The sequence below is a fragment of the Salinimicrobium oceani genome (assembly GCF_012037645.1).
The window spans coordinates 353,877-371,368 of record NZ_JAAVJR010000005.1; the positions used below are offsets into that span (position 1 = coordinate 353,877).

Consider the following 17,492-nt stretch of genomic DNA (forward strand, 5'->3'; position numbering starts at 1 on the left):
TAATTATTTACGGTAGGTTAGAAACCTGTCCACAAGCCACAGGAAGTGTAGCCTGATAGGTTCCATTCACCATACGTCCATGAACTACTACAGCCATATCTTCCCAAGAAGGTAGATCCATCTCACTTAAGTCAAAAGTTCTTTGATAAGTGTAAATTCCATTGGCATCTGCAACAGGGAATGTCTCATCTTCATAGTTAAGTGAAAGTTGAACACCGCCATAGTAAGGAGCTCCCTCTTCCAGACTTATAAAACCATCAGAATTAGTATCTGCACTCATTGGAGGACACTGGGAATTAGTACCATCATCAAATCCATGCAAGTGCTGAGGATGAGTTCTGTTTGGCGTTACACCAGCCGCAAGTACTGTAGCTTTTAGTACATCACCATTAACTTCCAGGTAAGTCAAGGCTACAGAATTACTTCCATTCATTGGATAAGCACAAGTTTTGTAAAAAACAGAGTCAGACTCTGGATCTTCAAAAATCGGTGTTGAATCATCGCCACAACCTTCACCTTCTCTAAAGTGATAGTAATCTAGGTTATCATCTCCATCAAAAAATGCTCTTACAATGTCATCGTTAATTGTTCCTCTTCTCACTACTCTTTCGGTAACTGTACCGTATTCATCAGAAGATCTAAGAGTAATCTCAAAATAGTACTCATCAAGTCCATCTGTATCAGGAAGTGCGAAACACAATGGTTCTGCATAGAAGTCTCCATTGTCATAGTAACCGGTTTCATTAGAAACGTTGGTGTAAAGTGCTGTTCCAGAAGCACTGGTACCAGACCAAACACTTACACTATACTCTGCTGGATAGTGTCTTCCTGAAGGAGGACAATAGTTTCCGAAAATACAGAATTCAATTGCCTCATTGGTGTCGATATCGAAGAATAGATATCCATATTCTCTCACATCTCTGTCATCATAACAGATCACTGATACGTCTACATATTTCTTGACACCCGCTCCAAGGTCAATGTTCAATGGAAGTGGATTTGCAACAAATTCGGCTAATACACCGCCTCGTGGAGCAACCCAAAGTAAATTGCCATTGGTATCATAAACCATAAAATGTTCTAGGGAATAAGTTCCTGGTTCTAGCTCTAACTCCGGAACTTCTTCAGTAAATACTTGTCCTCCTACTAGATCTACTCTAAATGGAGTACTGGTACTACCAACTACTGGTTGGCCGTCTTCATACAAAGCGATTTCTACATAAGCTGCAACTGCACCTTCTGTACAGGCTGGTAGATCATCTGTTGAAGATTGTTTGTTAGATTGGTTAGCGAGATCCTTTAATATAGCTCCAAAAGATAAGGTAGCCTTGTCGGGATCATTTGCTGTAACATTCTCTTCTTCCTTACTACACGAAGTAAAGACCATTGCGAAAAGCGCAATGAAACATAAGTAGTTTGAAATTTTTTTCATAACGTTTTGGTTTTAATTAATATTTAGAATGGTTAATAAATACAATTCTGTAAGCCGCAGTAGAGGGCGTTGTATTATACCGCCCCGGTTTCCCGGGACGGTTTTAGAATTATTTGTTAGTCTTCCTCATCACCACACACTTCTGCATGTACAATGATATAGTGAGGTGCAGATCCTACAGTGAAGGAATCTTCTCCAAGATCAAATTGTCCTGGTGCACGACTTTCTGGCCAGTCTGAACCAACCCAGATATGGGTGTCATTCATGGTCACTCCATCGTTAAGATCGAAATCGACATCAAGAGAATTTCCATCAAGGGTGATAATAACATGACCTGCTTCCCAACCTTTTGAGATGTCATTTTTACCAGCGCCTGCGTAGAAAGGAATTCTCCAAACTCCGTCTTCATCAGCTGCAATATCGTCTGCGTCAATTACAAGACCCCATCCCCAGTTATTTCCTGGATAGTCAAGAGAATTTAATTCTACATCTCCAAACATATAGGCTGTTTCACATCCTTCTCCTACTCCATTATCATCACACTCATTTGCAGGATCATAAGGACATGGATCATCGTTGTTTGGGATACAATCTCCATCATCATCATCATCAGTATGAACTGTAGGACAATCATCATTAGGATTACAAATACCATCACCATCAGGATCCTGTCCAGCTGGGCAATCTCCACTAGGAGGAGGTGTTGTTGTACATCCAAATCTTATGTGCTCGTAATTTACATTATTAGGACCATCAAAGTTGGCTTCAACTTCGTTTCTGCTCAAACTTCCTGTGATCACTGTTCCAGGGCCATCATATACACCTTCCCAATCAAGTAAGGTGATGGTGTAATCCAGATACTCCTCATCATCACCGTATTGTGCAAGATCTGGTAAGGCGAAACATATAGGATCTGCGAAATTATCACCAAAATTGTTGACTCCTACGTTATTGATGTTTTCCTCCGCTTCGTAAATAACTGTACCATCAATAGAGAATTCAACAGAGAATCTTGCAGGAAAGTGTCTGCCGCTTGGTGGGCAATAATTCGCGAAGAAACAGAACTCAAAAGCTCTCGTGGTATCAAATTCGAAGAAGAGGTAACCGTACTGGTTAACATCTCTGTCATCATAGCACAGTACCGAAACGTCAACATATTTTTTAACTCCGGCTCCTAAATCAATTGTTAAAGGCAGTGGAGAATCAACAAACTCGGCTAAAACACCACCTTTAGGTGCAATCCAGGTAAGATTTCCTGCTGCGTCATATACGGCGAAATGCTCCAGAGTGTATTGTCCTGGTTCGAGCTCCAATGCTGCATCTTCTTCAGTGAAAACCTGTCCTGCTACTAAATCTACACGATATGGCTCTACTTCTCCTACAACATACTCGTCACCTTGCATTAAGACGATCTCAACATAAGAAGGTGCTGCCTCAGAACAAGCTGGAAGATCCCCTACATCAGATTGCTTGTTCGAATTATTTGCCAGGTCGGCAACAATAGCCCCAAAAGAAAGGGTAGCTTTCTCTGTGGTGGGATCCACCCCAGATTCATCCTTACTACAGGATGTAAAAATTAGCGCGAACATCGACAGGCACGCTAAATAGTTTTTGAAGTTTTTCATAGTTAAAGGTTTTTGATTAATAAAATTTAGAATGGTTAATAAATATTATATAGAATGGTTAATAATTTTTCGCATCCACTTTACTGGTTTTTAATGACTTGTGATTATACTTTAAGGAGGGCATTCTAATGTAGGATTAATCCTAACCTCCCGCAATGGGGGGAATCCCTACTTTTAGTTTTATATATCTATGAGATTATGGTTCATTGCATAAACGATACTTTCTAAAATAGTTCCCGAATGAGTCCTCTTTATAATATTAGCTCTGTGTTTTTCAATCGTTTTAGATGAAATACACAGAGCTTCTGAAATCTCTTTGGTTTTATAGCCTTTACACAAAAGCGAAATGATCTCCTTTTCTCTCTTGGTAAAGGTTGCAACTTCTGAAATATGATTATTTGAGAAATAATTTTCTATTTCCTTTGAATTTGATCCGATCTCATTATTAAGAGGAAAGTCATTCCCTGTAAAATTTATCATCATGATCAATTGACCACAAAGTGCTTTATCTAACTTGGAAAAAGTGATACGCGCTTCGCGAATTTTTTCATTCATTATTAATGAAGTCTTGGTGGTAGCCTTCATGTGTTTACCTTTCACAAATTTCTTAAGGGTTTCCTTTACCTTCATCTTGTTTTTCTCCACCACAAAATCGGTAAGCTTTATTTTCTGTCTGCCAGTAATGAAAAAATCATTTTTAAAAGAATCATTCATGGCAACTATCTTCTCATCCTGAAGAAGAATAACAGGGTGATTCAGTAGGTTGAATAAGCCCATAAAGGAGTCCTTCCAATAATTGGTCAGACAATTGTTCCTCTTTATTTTATCTTCTATTTCTGAAACAATACAGCCAAAGGAACCTTTATCATAGATAATCCCATCTACCTGATCACGAAAATTCTTGTCCAGGGTTTTCCTGTTCTCCTGATCTCCGAATAAAAAGAGCAGACTTTTATTTAAAAAATGTGTAGATTTAAATATCTGAAGATTTTTAAGGCTCTCCAGGCCCAGAGAAGCATAATCAATAAGTATGACGTCTGGTAAAATGTTTAGAGCCAAAGGATAGCCGGCGTGGATGTTTTTAACCGTAGTAGTTTGAAATTCTCTTCTTCCGGCAGTTTCAATGCCCGAGGCGAAATCCTGATTTTTTGAAATTAGCAGTAGTAGTTTCTTTTCCATATTCTTACAATTTCATCGAATAAAATTCCTCATTTCCTTTCTGTCGGAATGGACTGGAACTCCTTGATTTCACGAGTAAAGATATATAACCTACTTTAAAAGTATTGCTAATCTTTTGTGCTACTCTTCTGACTTTTAATAAGTTAAAAAGCATAAATTCCTACATAATTGAGTAGAATTAACCAAATTTTAATCCTTCAATGGGACAATTATGAAAACTTTTGACAGAAAAATTTTAGCACTTGTAGGGTGAATCTGAACTTCTGTGTGAAACAGCTCCTTCTTTCGTAATTGAGGTTCATTCAGTACCTTTGCCCCCTTGCAAAATTTTTATGGCAGCTATAGAAGAACATATCGACATATTAGGAGCTAGAGTTCATAACCTCAAGAACATTGATGTCAAAATTCCCAGAGAGAAACTGGTTGTCATTACGGGATTATCCGGTTCCGGCAAATCCTCGTTGGCCTTTGATACAATTTATGCTGAAGGCCAGCGACGATATATTGAGACTTTTTCTGCCTATGCCAGGCAGTTTCTGGGAGGCCTGGAACGACCCGATGTTGATAAAATAGATGGCCTCTCCCCTGTTATTGCCATTGAACAAAAGACCACTAGCAAAAGCCCTCGTAGTACTGTAGGGACAATTACAGAGATCTATGATTTCCTTAGGTTGTTATTTGCAAGGGCCAGTGATGCCTACAGCTTTAACACAGGAGAAAAAATGGTAAGCTATGGGGACGAACAAATAAAGGATTTGATCCTCGAAAATTTTGAAAATAAAAAGGTGAATATTTTAGCTCCCGTAATAAGGTCCCGAAAAGGGCATTACAGAGAGCTGTTCGAACAAATTGCGAAGCAGGGTTTTGTAAAGGTGCGGGTAGATGGAGAAGTACGAGACATCGTTAAGGGCATGAAACTCGACAGGTATAAGGTCCATGACATTGAAATTGTAGTTGACAGGTTAAAGATCTCTTCTGAAGAGACTATTGAAAAAAGGCTTTCTGAAAGTATTAAAACCGCAATGTATCATGGAGACAATGTATTGTTGATCCTTGATCAGGATTCCGGAGATCTGAAATATTTCAGCAGAAACTTAATGTGCCCTTCCACCGGGATTTCCTATCCCAACCCGGAGCCCAATAATTTCTCCTTTAATTCACCTAAGGGCGCCTGCCCAGTGTGTAACGGAATTGGAACCCTCCATAAAGTAAATGAGAAGAAGATCATACCAGACCCTTCAAAAAGTATTAAAAACGGTGCCCTTGCTCCTCATGGCCCGCAAAAGAAGAACTGGATCTTCGGTCAGCTGGAGTTGATCGCTCAACGCTACGATTTCAGCTTGTCAGATCCTGTTGAAAAAATTTCCGAAGAGGCTCTCAAAATGATATTTTACGGAGGTAAGGAAAAATTCAGTAAAGAATCCAAGACCTTAGGAATTAACAGAGAGTACAAGATCGATTTTGAAGGGGTCGCAACCTTTATCGAGGAAACCTATAATAAAAATGAATCTACTGCTCTGCGACGATGGGCTAAAGAATATATGGACAAAATTACCTGTCCCGAATGTGAGGGCAGTCGCCTAAGAAAGGAGTCACTTTATTTTAAGGTACAAGGTAAGAACATAGCTCAACTGGCTCAAAAAGATATTGTTGATCTCTCTAACTGGTTCGAGGCCCTTGAAAGTCAGCTTTCAGAAAAACAACAAAAAATAGCTTCCGAAGTCATTAAAGAGATAAAGGTGCGCCTGCAGTTTCTTGTAGATGTGGGATTAAATTATTTATCCCTTAACCGAGGATCTAAAACCCTTTCGGGAGGAGAGGCGCAGCGTATTCGACTAGCTACTCAAATAGGGTCCCAACTCGTGGGTGTGTTGTATATCCTAGATGAACCCAGCATTGGTCTTCATCAGCGAGACAACGAAAAATTGATCAATTCTTTGGTGGCTTTAAGAGATCTGGGAAATTCGGTAATTGTTGTCGAACACGATAAAGATATGATTGAAAGGGCCGATCATGTAATTGACATAGGTCCCGAAGCAGGAAGACATGGAGGAGAAATAATTAGCCAGGGATCACCTGCCGAAATAAAAAAACACAATACCATTACAGCCAATTATCTTAATGGCAGTATGAAGATCGAGGTACCGGAGAAGCGTCGCAAGGGAAATGGAAAAAAGATCACCCTTACCGGTGCTACCGGGAATAACCTCAAAAATGTCACTGTGAGCTTTCCTCTCGGAAAAATGATTGCGGTAACAGGTGTCTCTGGGAGTGGAAAATCTACACTCATTAATGAGACCCTCTACCCTATTATGAACGCTCATTATTTTAATGGGGTAAAAACACCCAAACCCTATAAGAGCATAAAAGGCCTAAAACATATCGATAAAGTCATTGATATCAATCAAACCCCAATTGGAAGAACTCCAAGGTCAAACCCAGCAACATATACAGGAGTCTTTTCTGAAGTAAGGAACCTTTTTGCAAAAACACCCGAAGCCATGATTCGCGGGTACAAACCCGGCAGATTTAGTTTTAATGTAAAAGGAGGAAGATGTGAAACCTGTAAAGGTGGGGGACTAAGAGTGATCGAGATGAGCTTTCTTCCCGATGTTTATGTAGAATGTGAGACCTGCCAGGGAAAAAGATTCAACAGAGAAACCCTGGAGATAAGATATAAGGGAAAATCGATTTCAGATGTCTTGGAAATGACGATTAATGAATCGGTTGTCTTCTTTGAAAACATACCGAAGATTTATCGAAAGTTAAAGACAATTCAGGATGTTGGCTTAGGTTACATTACTTTGGGGCAACAGAGCACGACTTTATCTGGAGGGGAAGCCCAGAGGATCAAACTGGCAACAGAGCTTTCAAAAAGAGATACAGGAAATACTTTTTATATTCTTGATGAACCAACTACAGGCCTTCACTTTGAAGATATTAGGGTATTGATGGAAGTTTTGAACAAGCTGGCTAATAAAGGGAACACAGTACTTATTATAGAACATAACCTGGACGTCATCAAAATGGCCGATTATATTATTGACATTGGTTACGAAGGCGGACAGAATGGCGGTGAGGTAGTAGCGACCGGCACTCCCGAAGAAGTTGCCAAAGACAAAAAGAGCTATACCGCTCATTTTTTACAAAAAGAACTAAATTAACCACAGTATTACAATTTATGAGAACAGAGACGAGAAATAAAAGTTGGAATGAAATTAAGACAAATGATTCGTGGGCTATTTTTAAGATTATGGGAGAATTTGTCAATGGATATGAAAAACTAAGTCAAATAGGGCCTTGCGTTTCGATATTCGGATCGGCACGTACAAAACCCGATCACAAGTATTACAAGCTTACCGAAGAGGTTGCTAAAAAAATAGTAGATCATGGTTACGGGATCATTACAGGAGGTGGCCCAGGAGTTATGGAGGCCGGTAACAAAGGAGCTCATCTTGCAGGTGGGACTTCGGTTGGATTAAATATTCACCTGCCTTTCGAACAACATGACAATCCATATATTGACAATGACAAAAACATCAACTTTGATTATTTCTTTGTTCGAAAGGTAATGTTCGTGAAATATTCACAGGGATTTGTTGTAATGCCTGGTGGCTTTGGTACACTGGACGAACTTTTCGAAGCTATCACCTTGATTCAGACGAACAAAATTGATAAGTTCCCTATTATTCTGGTTGGAAGAGACTTCTGGAGTGGATTAATTGATTGGGTAAGAACCACCCTTTTAGACAGTTTTCAAAATATTAGTGTTGGAGATATCGATATTTTACAAGTGGTTGATACTGCAGATGAGGTTATTGAAATTCTGGATAAGTTTTATGAGGAGTACAATTTAAGTCCGAATTTCTAATTAGGAGTCGCCATTTATTTTTCAACAGCTCTTTTCTAAGGGCTGTTGTTCTTTTATATCGTAGTTCCTAAACGGCAAAAGCGTTATTACTTACTAAATAAATATTAAGAAAGGGCATATTATAAGCTGAAATAATATCTTGCAGAGAATTTCAAATCATAATCTTTTTATTTCCTCCAATACATTTGAATAAGAACCTCTTTATTTTCCCCTTTTTGACACTACTTTGCTCCACTGTTTTTGGGCAGCATAATGTATTTGTCAAAGCAGAATTGAATGATTCCATCAAATCCTTATACATTCAGCAAACCATAGAGTACAGAAACTTGAGCCCGGATACTCTTAAAGAGATCTACCTGAGCGACTGGATGAACGCCTTTTCTGATACCAGGACTCCGTTGGCACGAAGATTTTTTGAAGATTACGACAGGAGGTTCCATTTTGCTCGCCAGGAGAAACGGGGAGGTACTACGATCAATTCAATTACAGGTGCATCTTTTGAGGATGTTTCATGGGAACGCCCGGAAGGAAATCCAGACCTTTTAAAAATTACTCCTGCAGCACCCATTGCTCCCAGGGAAAAGTATTTACTTCGCCTTAACTACAGCGTCAAAGTTCCAAGTGATGAATTTACCCGCTATGGTTTTCAAAATAAAGGAAGTTACCAGTTAAGGTACTGGTTCATTGCCCCGGGCGTCTACCAGGATGGCTGGAAGGTGTATAGTCATAAAAATATGAATGACCTGTATCTGCCTAAAATGAACCTGGATATTGCGCTAACAATTCCGGTAAATTTGGCGGCTATTTCTGCCTATGAAACTGAAAGAATCGAACCAGAGGGAATAAAGAAAACTGTCTTTCTTACTGGTAATGATCAAATAAATACAGAAATTCACCTCACACGGGAAATAATTTTTGATGAGATGGAGGTGGATAGCCTTCATGTTCTCACTAATATCTCTGATGATGGTATCAATCCTGTCATGAAATCCTTTTTCATTGACAGGATCATTTCCTTTCTCAATAGCAATCTTGGCAACTATCCACATAATAAGCTGCTTTCCACGCAGCAGGACTATGCCTCAAATCCTGTATATGGCCTAAACCAGCTCCCAAAATTCTTAAGGCCTTTCCCCGAAGGATTTTCTTATGATCTTAAACAATTAAAGACCCTCTCAGAGAATTACCTGGAAAACACGCTCATGCTCAATCCCCGGGAGGACAAGTGGATTCTCGATGCCATTCAACATTATATGATGATGGAATACATTGATGAATTCTATCCCGATCTCAAGCTTTTAGGAAGCCTTAGTGATGTTATTGGAGTAAGATGGTTCCACGCTTCCAATCTCAAGTTTAATGACCAGTATGGTTTAATGTACCTGTTTACAGCAAGAAAACACCTTGACCAGCCACTAAACACGCCACAGGATTCCCTCATTAAATTCAACAAAAATATTTCCAATCCCTTTAAAGCTGGCGTAGGTCTAAAATATCTTGACAATTTTCTTCAGGATAATACAGTGTCCTACAGCATCAAGGAATTTTATAACAAGTATCAGCTTAAGCCAGTGGATGGTGGAGATTTTAAGGATTTACTTATAACCAATGCAGGAAAGGACATATCCTGGTTCTTTGATGACTTTGTTGATACCAATGAGAAGATCGATTTCAAGGTCAAATCGCTTTCAAAAGAAGGAGATTCTATAAGTGTAACCATTAGAAATAAAACTGGAGTAGCTGTTCCTATTCAGGTTTATGGTCTCAACGATAATGAAGTGATTTTCAGCACCTGGGTGGAGCACATAGAAAATCTCAAGACCGTAAATATCCCGGCTGCAGGAGTAAATAAAATAGCGCTTAATCACGAAGGACTCGTGCCCGAGATCAATAGGCGAAATAACTACAAAACCGTAAATGGGATCATTGATAAACCTTTACAATTCAGGTTGTTCAAGGATATTGAAGATCCCAGGTATAACCAGGTATTTTTTATGCCCGAGTTTCAATACAACCTGTATGACGGTCTGGCTCTGGGTTTAAAGCTGTATAATAAAACTGTTTTGGATCGAAATTTCCAGTACAATATTTCTCCATTTTACGCATCAAAAAGTAAAACCCTTGTTGGAAGTGCGGGAGTTTCACATCAAATTTTCTTTGACGATGACAACTTGTATGCACTTAATTACGGAATTAGCGGAAGTAGATTTTCCTACGGCTTTGATCTTATGTATCAAAGGCTAACACCCTATCTGTCCATGAATTTTCGTAATTCTTATATGCGTAATGCTCGGAAAGAACGAATTCTTATAAGAAATGTGAATGTCTTCAGGGATCAGCACCCTGAACAGCCGCTCGAGGTTCCGAATTACAGCGTATTCAATGTGAATTATGCATACAGTAACCCGGGTCTTGTCACACATCTCTCTGGCGGACTGGATTTTCAGGTTGCAGAAAAGTTCAGTAAATCATCCTTGACCATAGATTACAGAAGACTTTTGAAGAATGACAGGCAGCTCAGCTTTCGCTTTTTTGGAGGGGCTTTTCTTTATAATGACATGCCTAATTCTGATTATTTCAGCTTTGCACTTGATAGACCGACCGATTATCTTTTTGACTATAATTACTACGGAAGAAGTGAGACCAGCGGTGTCTTCAGCCAACAGATCATCCTGGCTGAGGGCGGATTCAAATCTATGCTAGAGCCCGAATTCGCCAATCAATGGATCACTACAGTAAACGGAAGTGTAACCTTGTGGAAATGGATCTATGCCTATAGCGATGTTGGGCTGGTAAAGAACAGGTTCGAACCTGCAGAATTTCTATATGACTCAGGAATTCGGCTTAGTCTGGTTCAGAATTATTTCGAAATATTTCTCCCTGTACATTCCAGCGATGGCTGGGAATTCGAAGGAGGTAACTACGACCAGAAAATTCGCTTTATTGCAACCCTTGATCTTCAAACACTAGCGGGTCTTTTTACAAGAAACTGGTTTTAAGAAATTAGGAATTTTTTACGGAATCTCTCTTTATCAGCTTTTGCTTGATGATTTCACAATTAGAAGCAACATGTATTGTTAAAAATTAAGTTTTTCGGATATTTTTTGAATTGTAATTAACCTTAGTTTTCTTTACATTTGTGGTAAACTTAAATCCATATTATGCAGAGTGAAACTTCCTCAAAAAGTGCAATTTCCTTTGAAGATTTTAAGGCACAGGTCCTAAGCGATTACAAGCTGGCCGTAACAAGCCGGGAATGCAGTCTTTTAGGTAGAAGAGAAGTCCTTACCGGGAAAGCCAAGTTTGGAATATTTGGAGATGGTAAGGAAGTGCCGCAGCTGGCCTGGGCTAAGGTCTTTGAGAATGGTGATTTCAGGTCCGGTTATTACAGAGATCAGACTTTTATGATGGCTATAGGAGCCTTGAATATTCAGCAGTTCTTTGCTGGTCTCTACGCAACTACAGACATTGAACAGGAACCAAGTTCTGCCGGCCGGCAAATGGGGGGGCATTTTGCCACGCACAGCTTGAACGAGGACGGCACGTGGAAAAACCTTACTCAGCAAAAGAATTCCAGTGCAGATATTTCTCCAACTGCAGGACAAATGCCAAGACTTTTAGGACTTGCCCAGGCGTCCAAGATCTATAGGAATGTTGAAGGAATAGATGCCGAAAAATTTTCTCAAAATGGAAATGAAATTGCCTGGGGAACTATTGGAAATGCCAGTACCAGTGAAGGATTATTCTGGGAAACCATAAATGCAGCCGGAGTGCTTCAGGTGCCAATGGTCATGAATGTGTGGGATGATGAATACGGAATTTCGGTACATGCAAGACATCAAACAACAAAAGAAAATATTTCTGAAGTATTAAAGGGTTTCAGAAGAGATGAAGGAGAAAAGAACGGATATGAGATCTTTACTGTAAATGGATGGGATTATCCAGCTCTTATTGAAACTTATGAAAATGCCAGCAGGATAGCGAGGGAAGAACACGTTCCTGTCTTGATCCATGTGCAGCAGTTAACGCAGCCGCAAGGCCATTCCACCTCAGGTTCTCATGAGCGCTATAAGAGCGAAGAAAGATTACAGTGGGAAAGAGAACACGACTGTAATGTAAAGCTTAGGGAGTGGATGATCGCTACCAATATCGCTACAGATGAGGAACTTCAGGAGATAGAAAAAGAAATAAAGAAGCAGGTTAGAAACGGGAAAAAAGCTGCATGGGAAGCACATGTAGCCCCTGTAAAAGATAAAACGAAAGATGTATTGCCATTACTTCAGAAGGCAGCAGATAGCAGCCAGAACAAGAGTTTTATCCTTCAGCTAAAAAAGGACCTGGAAGAAAATAAAGAACCTCTTAAGCGCGATATTCTTGTGGCTTCAAGAAAAGCATTAAGATTCATGATTGGTGAAGATTCTCCTGCAAAAAAGGAACTTATTGCTTTTATTGAAAAATATACAGAAGAAGTTAGACCACAATACAGTAGTCATTTATACAGTTCTTCTGAATACAATGCTTTAAAGATCGAAGCTGTTGCTCCATCATTTGATGATAACGCTGAGGAAGTAGATGCAAGGTTGATCTTAAGGGACAACTTTGATAAGATCTTCGAAAAGTATCCTGAAACTCTCATTTTTGGAGAGGATACAGGAGAGATTGGTGATGTGAATCAAGGATTGGAAGGCCTTCAGGAAAAATATGGCGAACTTAGAATTGCCGATACCGGCATACGGGAGGCTACAATTCTGGGCCAAGGTATTGGAATGGCCATGAGAGGTCTAAAGCCTATTGCCGAAATTCAGTATCTCGATTATTTGCTTTATGCTTTACAAATTATGAGTGATGACCTTGCCACGCTGCAGTACAGAACCCGTGGAAAGCAAAAGGCTCCGCTCATCATTAGAACCCGCGGTCATAGACTCGAAGGTATTTGGCACAGTGGTTCTCCTATGGGAGGTATCCTTAATTTAATTCGCGGTATCCATGTGCTGGTTCCGAGAAATATGACAAAAGCTGCAGGTTTTTACAATACACTTCTTGAAAGTGATGAACCCGCATTGGTCATTGAATCTCTTAATGGCTATCGATTAAAAGAAAAAATGCCTAACAACCTGGGAGATTTTAAAACTGCTCTTGGCGTTGTTGAAATGATGAAAGAGGGAAATGATATTACCCTGGTATCTTACGGTTCCACCCTGCGCCTGGTAGAACAAGCGGCCCGTGAACTTGAAGAAGTAGGAATTAGCGCTGAAGTTATTGATGTGCAGTCTCTTTTACCGTTTGATTTGAACCAGGACATTGTTAAGAGCGTTGAAAAAACAAACAGGCTGCTGGTAATTGATGAAGATGTACCAGGAGGCGCTTCTGCTTATATCATGCAGAAGGTCATGGAGGAACAGGACGCCTGGAAATATCTTGATAGTAAGCCACAAACCTTGACAGCTAAGGATCACCGTCCTGCATATGGAACAGACGGAGATTACTTCTCAAAACCTTCTGTAGAAGACATTTTTGAAAAGGTATATGAGATCATGAATGAAGCAAATCCTGCTCAATATCCAAATCTCAGGTAAAATTTTAAAATGTATTAATAATAAAAGCCACGGCAGACAATGTGAAAGCCGTGGCTTTTTCTATTTCCATTCAAAATGAGAGATCCTTATCCCTCTGTAGCAGTCATCCTGGCATCCAATTGGTACAAATCCACACAAGATCATAAGGCCTTCCTCTGTAGTTTCGAAAAATACCTCATTTGCGTCGTGATCAACTGTAAGATATTTTGAAATACAGGTATGGTACAGGTCATCTATGGTGTAAGGAGGAGCCCCAAGACTATGTTTTCCAATCTCCTTTTTAGTAGTTTCTTCATAGCGATCTGTAATTTCCTTTGATCCATCTACCTCTGAAATTACGAAGGCGATGAAATACCGGCGCTTTACTTTCCCCTTCTCTACCTCGATCGTAGTTTCACTGCCTACACCAGTCCACGATTGTTCTAAAATGGAGTACAGGTAAGAATCTCCATTCTGTCTTTTCAGTTCCTTCCAGGCAGCCCTGCTTTCCCTGAAGTCAAAGCCATGCTCTCCTTCCAACATTAATTTATCCTGCATAGCATCTACACTGCATGATGACAGCAACAGGAACGAAAGAGGCAGCAATAAAATTGAGTAAAACTTTTCCATAAGCATAAGGTTTACTCTAATTTACTCTAAACCTTTGGAAAAGAACAGAGTTTTAAATTATTAATTTTCAACATGTTATAAAGATAAAATGATGCGATTTTGTCATTTTTGGCACCTCTTAGAAAGGTGTTCTTTCAGACTTCAGAAATATTTTCTAAAAATTTTACATCCAGGCTTTTTCTGAACTTTCAATTTTATAGGTCAAAAAGTTCAATAATGGAGTTGCTTCGGATTTTTTTATCAATTTAAAGGAAATATCGCCTCCTGCAGAATGAAAAGTAATGTTCAAAAGTCCGCGCCTTTTATACCATAGAGGCTGTGAGACAGAAATCGCCTGCAGTCGAAACATTTCAAGATACTCTTCTTTATGAATCCAGACTCCAGAATATCGGACCAGGAAGTTTTTAGACACTCCAAGCTTAAGATTTTTATAATCCAGGTAATTGTAAATGTTCACAAGAAGTACATATGCACCTGCAAGCAAAAGCATCCAGTTTAAGAATAAAAGAGCTGGAAAGAAAGGTAGCAGCGCAGCTATGATCAACAACGGCATCATTGACCGAAATACTTTCCTAAAAAGCAGGTATTTGCTGGGAACAAAACTTAATTCTTCTACAATGGGCTCCCGGTAAAAGTATTCCTTGACCTGGCCCACAACAGCCTCTGGTAATCCCACGATCTTGATCTGATTTTTTTCAAGATCGTCTTCACTGCTGGCCAGCGAGATCTTAACCTGGAATAAATTCAATCTTTTCTGAATAGGATTAGAAAGCACCTGTAACAATTGAATTCTACTTGCCCTCAGGTTTACCCTGGTATTATTGCGAAGCCCCATTTCCACCTGGAGGTTATCTCTGTACTTCTGCAGGTGCAACCCGAAATATTTCATTACCGTCTCACCTACTGTTAACAACATTCCTACGACTAACAGGAGCATAATTAGCACAAATTTTCCTTGTGCGAAATAAGCCTGTGGTTCCTGGAGTTGAGCAGAAAGTTCTTCGTTGAACATGAACTGCTCTTTTAATGTAAAGTAGAAAGCAATAATGATCCCAACGCCACGCAGATAATTTGAGGTTGAACCTAATTTAATTAAGGTGAGCAGACTCACCTTGTGTTCCCAGTCCGGCAGTTCCTTTTTAACTGAATCATTTGCCGTGGCATCTGTAACCGGTTCTTCGTCTTCTAATTCGGAATTTTGATACTCTGCATGAGCCATGAGCTTGCCTGCAAGTTCATTAGCCTTGTCCCTGGAAAGCGCTTTAATTTCCACCTCCTTATCCTGGCTGCCCGCCGTTTCTACGACCACGCTGTAAACGCCTATTACCCTTTGAAGAATGTTCCGTTTAAAATTTACCTGCTGAATCTTTTTAAAGGGAATATTAATAACATCGGTTGAAAAAACACCTTTTTGAAGCACAAACTCTTCGTTCTTCTGATCAATATGAAATTTGAATTTCAGAAAATACAGAATACTATATCCAAGACTCAGCATAATGACCAGTAGTAATCCTGCCGCTGCCCACATCACAGTTTCTGTACTGAATTTTCCAACGAAAAAATAGAATATCAGCACCCACAGGTTTCGGGCGATGTGGTAAAGAGAAGTGGCAAAAATGAGAATAAGCCCAACACCAGACTGCCTTTGAGGTTGAGAGAAATCATAATTAGGCATGTCTGAAAATCCTTTCTGATATTTCTTCCTTCAGGGTACCAGCAATACCTGGTTTTATACCTGGAATATTGATATCACTGCCTGAACCACCAGCTGTAAATATTTTGAGCGTGGCAATATTGAGGACCTTATCTAAAAAAGATCTTTCCACGGAAACATGCTGTATTCGATTAAAAGGAACAACAGTGGTCTTTTCAAATAAAAAACCTCTTTTGAAAATTATATCCTGTTCTCTTAAAGCATAGCCACTCCTTTTCACATACATGATATTATTGAAAAAGGTCCACAGAAAAAGAGCGAGCATTAGAACAATGGCACCTATCAGATAATTCTTGAACTCCTCTGGCACGAAATAATATCCTACTGCGAAACCCACAACGAGAAAAAGCAGCGAGACACCTGTTCCAACCTGTAATTTTATGAGGTACTTCCTTGAGATAGGCTCTAACTGAACAGCTTCGTAATTGGGGAGAGCAGCTACGTCTAATTGGAAATTTTTAAAATTCTCGGCTGCTATGGGATCCATTTCTTCTCAAAATTTGGTTTTCTTTTCTCCAAAAAGGCATTGCGTCCTTCTTTTGCTTCATCAGTCATATAAGCCAGTCGGGTCGCTTCACCTGCAAACACTTGTTGTCCAACCATTCCGTCATCAGTAAGGTTCATGGCAAATTTGAGCATTTTGATAGAAGTTGGAGATTTAGCGAGGATTTCCTGCGCCCATTCGTAAGCTGTATCTTCCAATTCTTCATGGGGAATAACAGCATTGACCATTCCCATTTCAAAAGCTTCCTGGGCCGAATAATTCCTGCCTAAAAAGAAGATTTCGCGTGCTCTTTTTTGTCCTACCATTTTCGCCAGGTACGCAGATCCATATCCTCCGTCAAAACTGGTAACATCGGCATCGGTCTGTTTAAAAATAGCGTGCTCTTTACTGGCCAAAGTAAGATCACAAACTACATGAAGGCTGTGACCGCCACCTACTGCCCAACCGGGAACAACAGCAATGACTGCTTTCGGCATAAATCTTATCAATCGCTGGACTTCCAGAATATTTAGTCGATGCATGCCATCTTCACCCACATATCCCTGGTGCCCTCGAGCCTTTTGATCTCCTCCACTGCAAAAACTGTAAACCCCATCTTTAGGAGAAGGTCCTTCTGCAGAAAGTAAAACTACGCCAATGGTGGTATCTTCATTCGCGTCATAAAAAGCATCATACAATTCTGAAGTTGTTCTAGGCCTGAACGCGTTTCGCACCTCGGGCCTGTTAAAAGCGATCCTCGCTACTCCGTTGAATTTTTTATAAGTGATATCCTGATATTCTTTAGCTGTTTTCCAATCAATGCTAGTCATATTCGTTTTATTTGAAGTAAAAATAAAGCTTTCCCTTAAGAAAGGTGTGTCGTCCTAAAATAGGTTGACAGTTTTTAAATAAAAAATTTAGATAGACCTGTGGAGTTTTCTTCACAGGTTTTTTCATGAATAAAGTTAGGCGTTTTCATTTGAAGACTCAAGTGTGGCCTAT

General features: G+C 39.7%; 11 protein-coding genes. 4 read left to right on the plus strand and 7 right to left on the minus strand.

The annotated features are described in order from the left end of the window. Positions 1 to 7 precede the first annotated feature (7 nt). The 3 genes from HC175_RS11210 to HC175_RS11220 all read right to left on the minus strand — a co-directional run bounded on the left by HC175_RS11210 (position 8) and on the right by HC175_RS11220 (position 4,236). A complete protein-coding gene (locus HC175_RS11210) occupies positions 8 to 1,432 on the minus strand; it encodes a hypothetical protein (RefSeq protein ID WP_168138577.1) in 1,425 nt (474 codons plus the stop codon). Between the two features lie 116 nt (positions 1,433 to 1,548). Continuing rightward, positions 1,549 to 3,057 carry a hypothetical protein gene (locus HC175_RS11215; protein WP_168138578.1) on the minus strand — a complete coding sequence of 503 codons (1,509 nt, stop codon included), beginning with the start codon at positions 3,055 to 3,057 and terminating at the stop codon, positions 1,549 to 1,551. A 180-nt stretch (positions 3,058 to 3,237) separates the two neighbouring features. Next, positions 3,238 to 4,236, minus strand: a complete 999-nt coding sequence (locus HC175_RS11220) for a response regulator transcription factor (protein ID WP_168138579.1) — start codon at positions 4,234 to 4,236, stop codon at positions 3,238 to 3,240. Positions 4,237 to 4,568: 332 nt separating this feature from the next. On the opposite strand from HC175_RS11220, the gene uvrA reads away from it, so the two are divergent. The 4 genes from uvrA (at position 4,569) to HC175_RS11240 (ending at position 13,683) form a co-directional block, all read left to right on the plus strand. Then, positions 4,569 to 7,400 carry an excinuclease ABC subunit UvrA gene (uvrA, locus tag HC175_RS11225; RefSeq protein ID WP_168138580.1) on the plus strand — a complete coding sequence of 944 codons (2,832 nt, stop codon included), beginning with the start codon at positions 4,569 to 4,571 and terminating at the stop codon, positions 7,398 to 7,400. Between the two features lie 17 nt (positions 7,401 to 7,417). Next, a complete protein-coding gene (locus HC175_RS11230; RefSeq protein WP_168138581.1) occupies positions 7,418 to 8,107 on the plus strand; it encodes an LOG family protein in 690 nt (229 codons plus the stop codon). A 272-nt stretch (positions 8,108 to 8,379) separates the two neighbouring features. Continuing rightward, entirely contained in the window at positions 8,380 to 11,106 is a 2,727-nt protein-coding gene (locus HC175_RS11235; RefSeq protein WP_235942597.1) for a gluzincin family metallopeptidase, read from the plus strand. 162 nt (positions 11,107 to 11,268) lie between these two features. Further along, the gene (locus tag HC175_RS11240) at positions 11,269 to 13,683 is read left to right on the plus strand and encodes an alpha-ketoacid dehydrogenase subunit alpha/beta (RefSeq protein ID WP_168138583.1); all 2,415 of its coding nucleotides are present in this window, start codon (positions 11,269 to 11,271) and stop codon (positions 13,681 to 13,683) included. A 60-nt stretch (positions 13,684 to 13,743) separates the two neighbouring features. Here HC175_RS11240 and HC175_RS11245 read toward each other — a convergent pair whose 3' ends face one another. The 4 genes from HC175_RS11245 to HC175_RS11260 all read right to left on the minus strand — a co-directional run bounded on the left by HC175_RS11245 (position 13,744) and on the right by HC175_RS11260 (position 17,320). Further along, positions 13,744 to 14,292 (minus strand): hypothetical protein, encoded by a 549-nt coding sequence (locus tag HC175_RS11245; RefSeq protein WP_168138584.1) that lies wholly within the window; start codon positions 14,290 to 14,292, stop codon positions 13,744 to 13,746. 163 nt (positions 14,293 to 14,455) lie between these two features. Continuing rightward, positions 14,456 to 15,967, minus strand: coding sequence for a PH domain-containing protein (locus HC175_RS11250; protein WP_168138585.1), 1,512 nt, complete (start codon positions 15,965 to 15,967; stop codon positions 14,456 to 14,458). Then, the gene (locus tag HC175_RS11255) at positions 15,960 to 16,493 is read right to left on the minus strand and encodes a PH domain-containing protein (RefSeq protein WP_168138586.1); all 534 of its coding nucleotides are present in this window, start codon (positions 16,491 to 16,493) and stop codon (positions 15,960 to 15,962) included. The genes HC175_RS11250 and HC175_RS11255 overlap by 8 nt, the downstream gene beginning before the upstream one ends. After that, the gene (locus HC175_RS11260) at positions 16,481 to 17,320 is read right to left on the minus strand and encodes a 1,4-dihydroxy-2-naphthoyl-CoA synthase (protein WP_168138587.1); all 840 of its coding nucleotides are present in this window, start codon (positions 17,318 to 17,320) and stop codon (positions 16,481 to 16,483) included. Before HC175_RS11260 ends, HC175_RS11255 begins: the two co-directional genes overlap by 13 nt. Positions 17,321 to 17,492 lie beyond the last annotated feature (172 nt).

Coding starts and splice junctions, on each gene's coding strand:
- uvrA (WP_168138580.1), top strand. CDS start 4,569: ATGGCAGCTATAGAAGAACATATCGACATATTAGGAGCTAGAGTTCAT.
- HC175_RS11240 (WP_168138583.1), top strand. CDS start 11,269: ATGCAGAGTGAAACTTCCTCAAAAAGTGCAATTTCCTTTGAAGATTTT.
- HC175_RS11260 (WP_168138587.1), bottom strand. CDS start 17,320: ATGACTAGCATTGATTGGAAAACAGCTAAAGAATATCAGGATATCACT.
- HC175_RS11215 (WP_168138578.1), bottom strand. CDS start 3,057: ATGAAAAACTTCAAAAACTATTTAGCGTGCCTGTCGATGTTCGCGCTA.
- HC175_RS11245 (WP_168138584.1), bottom strand. CDS start 14,292: ATGGAAAAGTTTTACTCAATTTTATTGCTGCCTCTTTCGTTCCTGTTG.
- HC175_RS11255 (WP_168138586.1), bottom strand. CDS start 16,493: ATGGATCCCATAGCAGCCGAGAATTTTAAAAATTTCCAATTAGACGTA.
- HC175_RS11230 (WP_168138581.1), top strand. CDS start 7,418: ATGAGAACAGAGACGAGAAATAAAAGTTGGAATGAAATTAAGACAAAT.
- HC175_RS11220 (WP_168138579.1), bottom strand. CDS start 4,236: ATGGAAAAGAAACTACTACTGCTAATTTCAAAAAATCAGGATTTCGCC.
- HC175_RS11210 (WP_168138577.1), bottom strand. CDS start 1,432: ATGAAAAAAATTTCAAACTACTTATGTTTCATTGCGCTTTTCGCAATG.
- HC175_RS11250 (WP_168138585.1), bottom strand. CDS start 15,967: ATGCCTAATTATGATTTCTCTCAACCTCAAAGGCAGTCTGGTGTTGGG.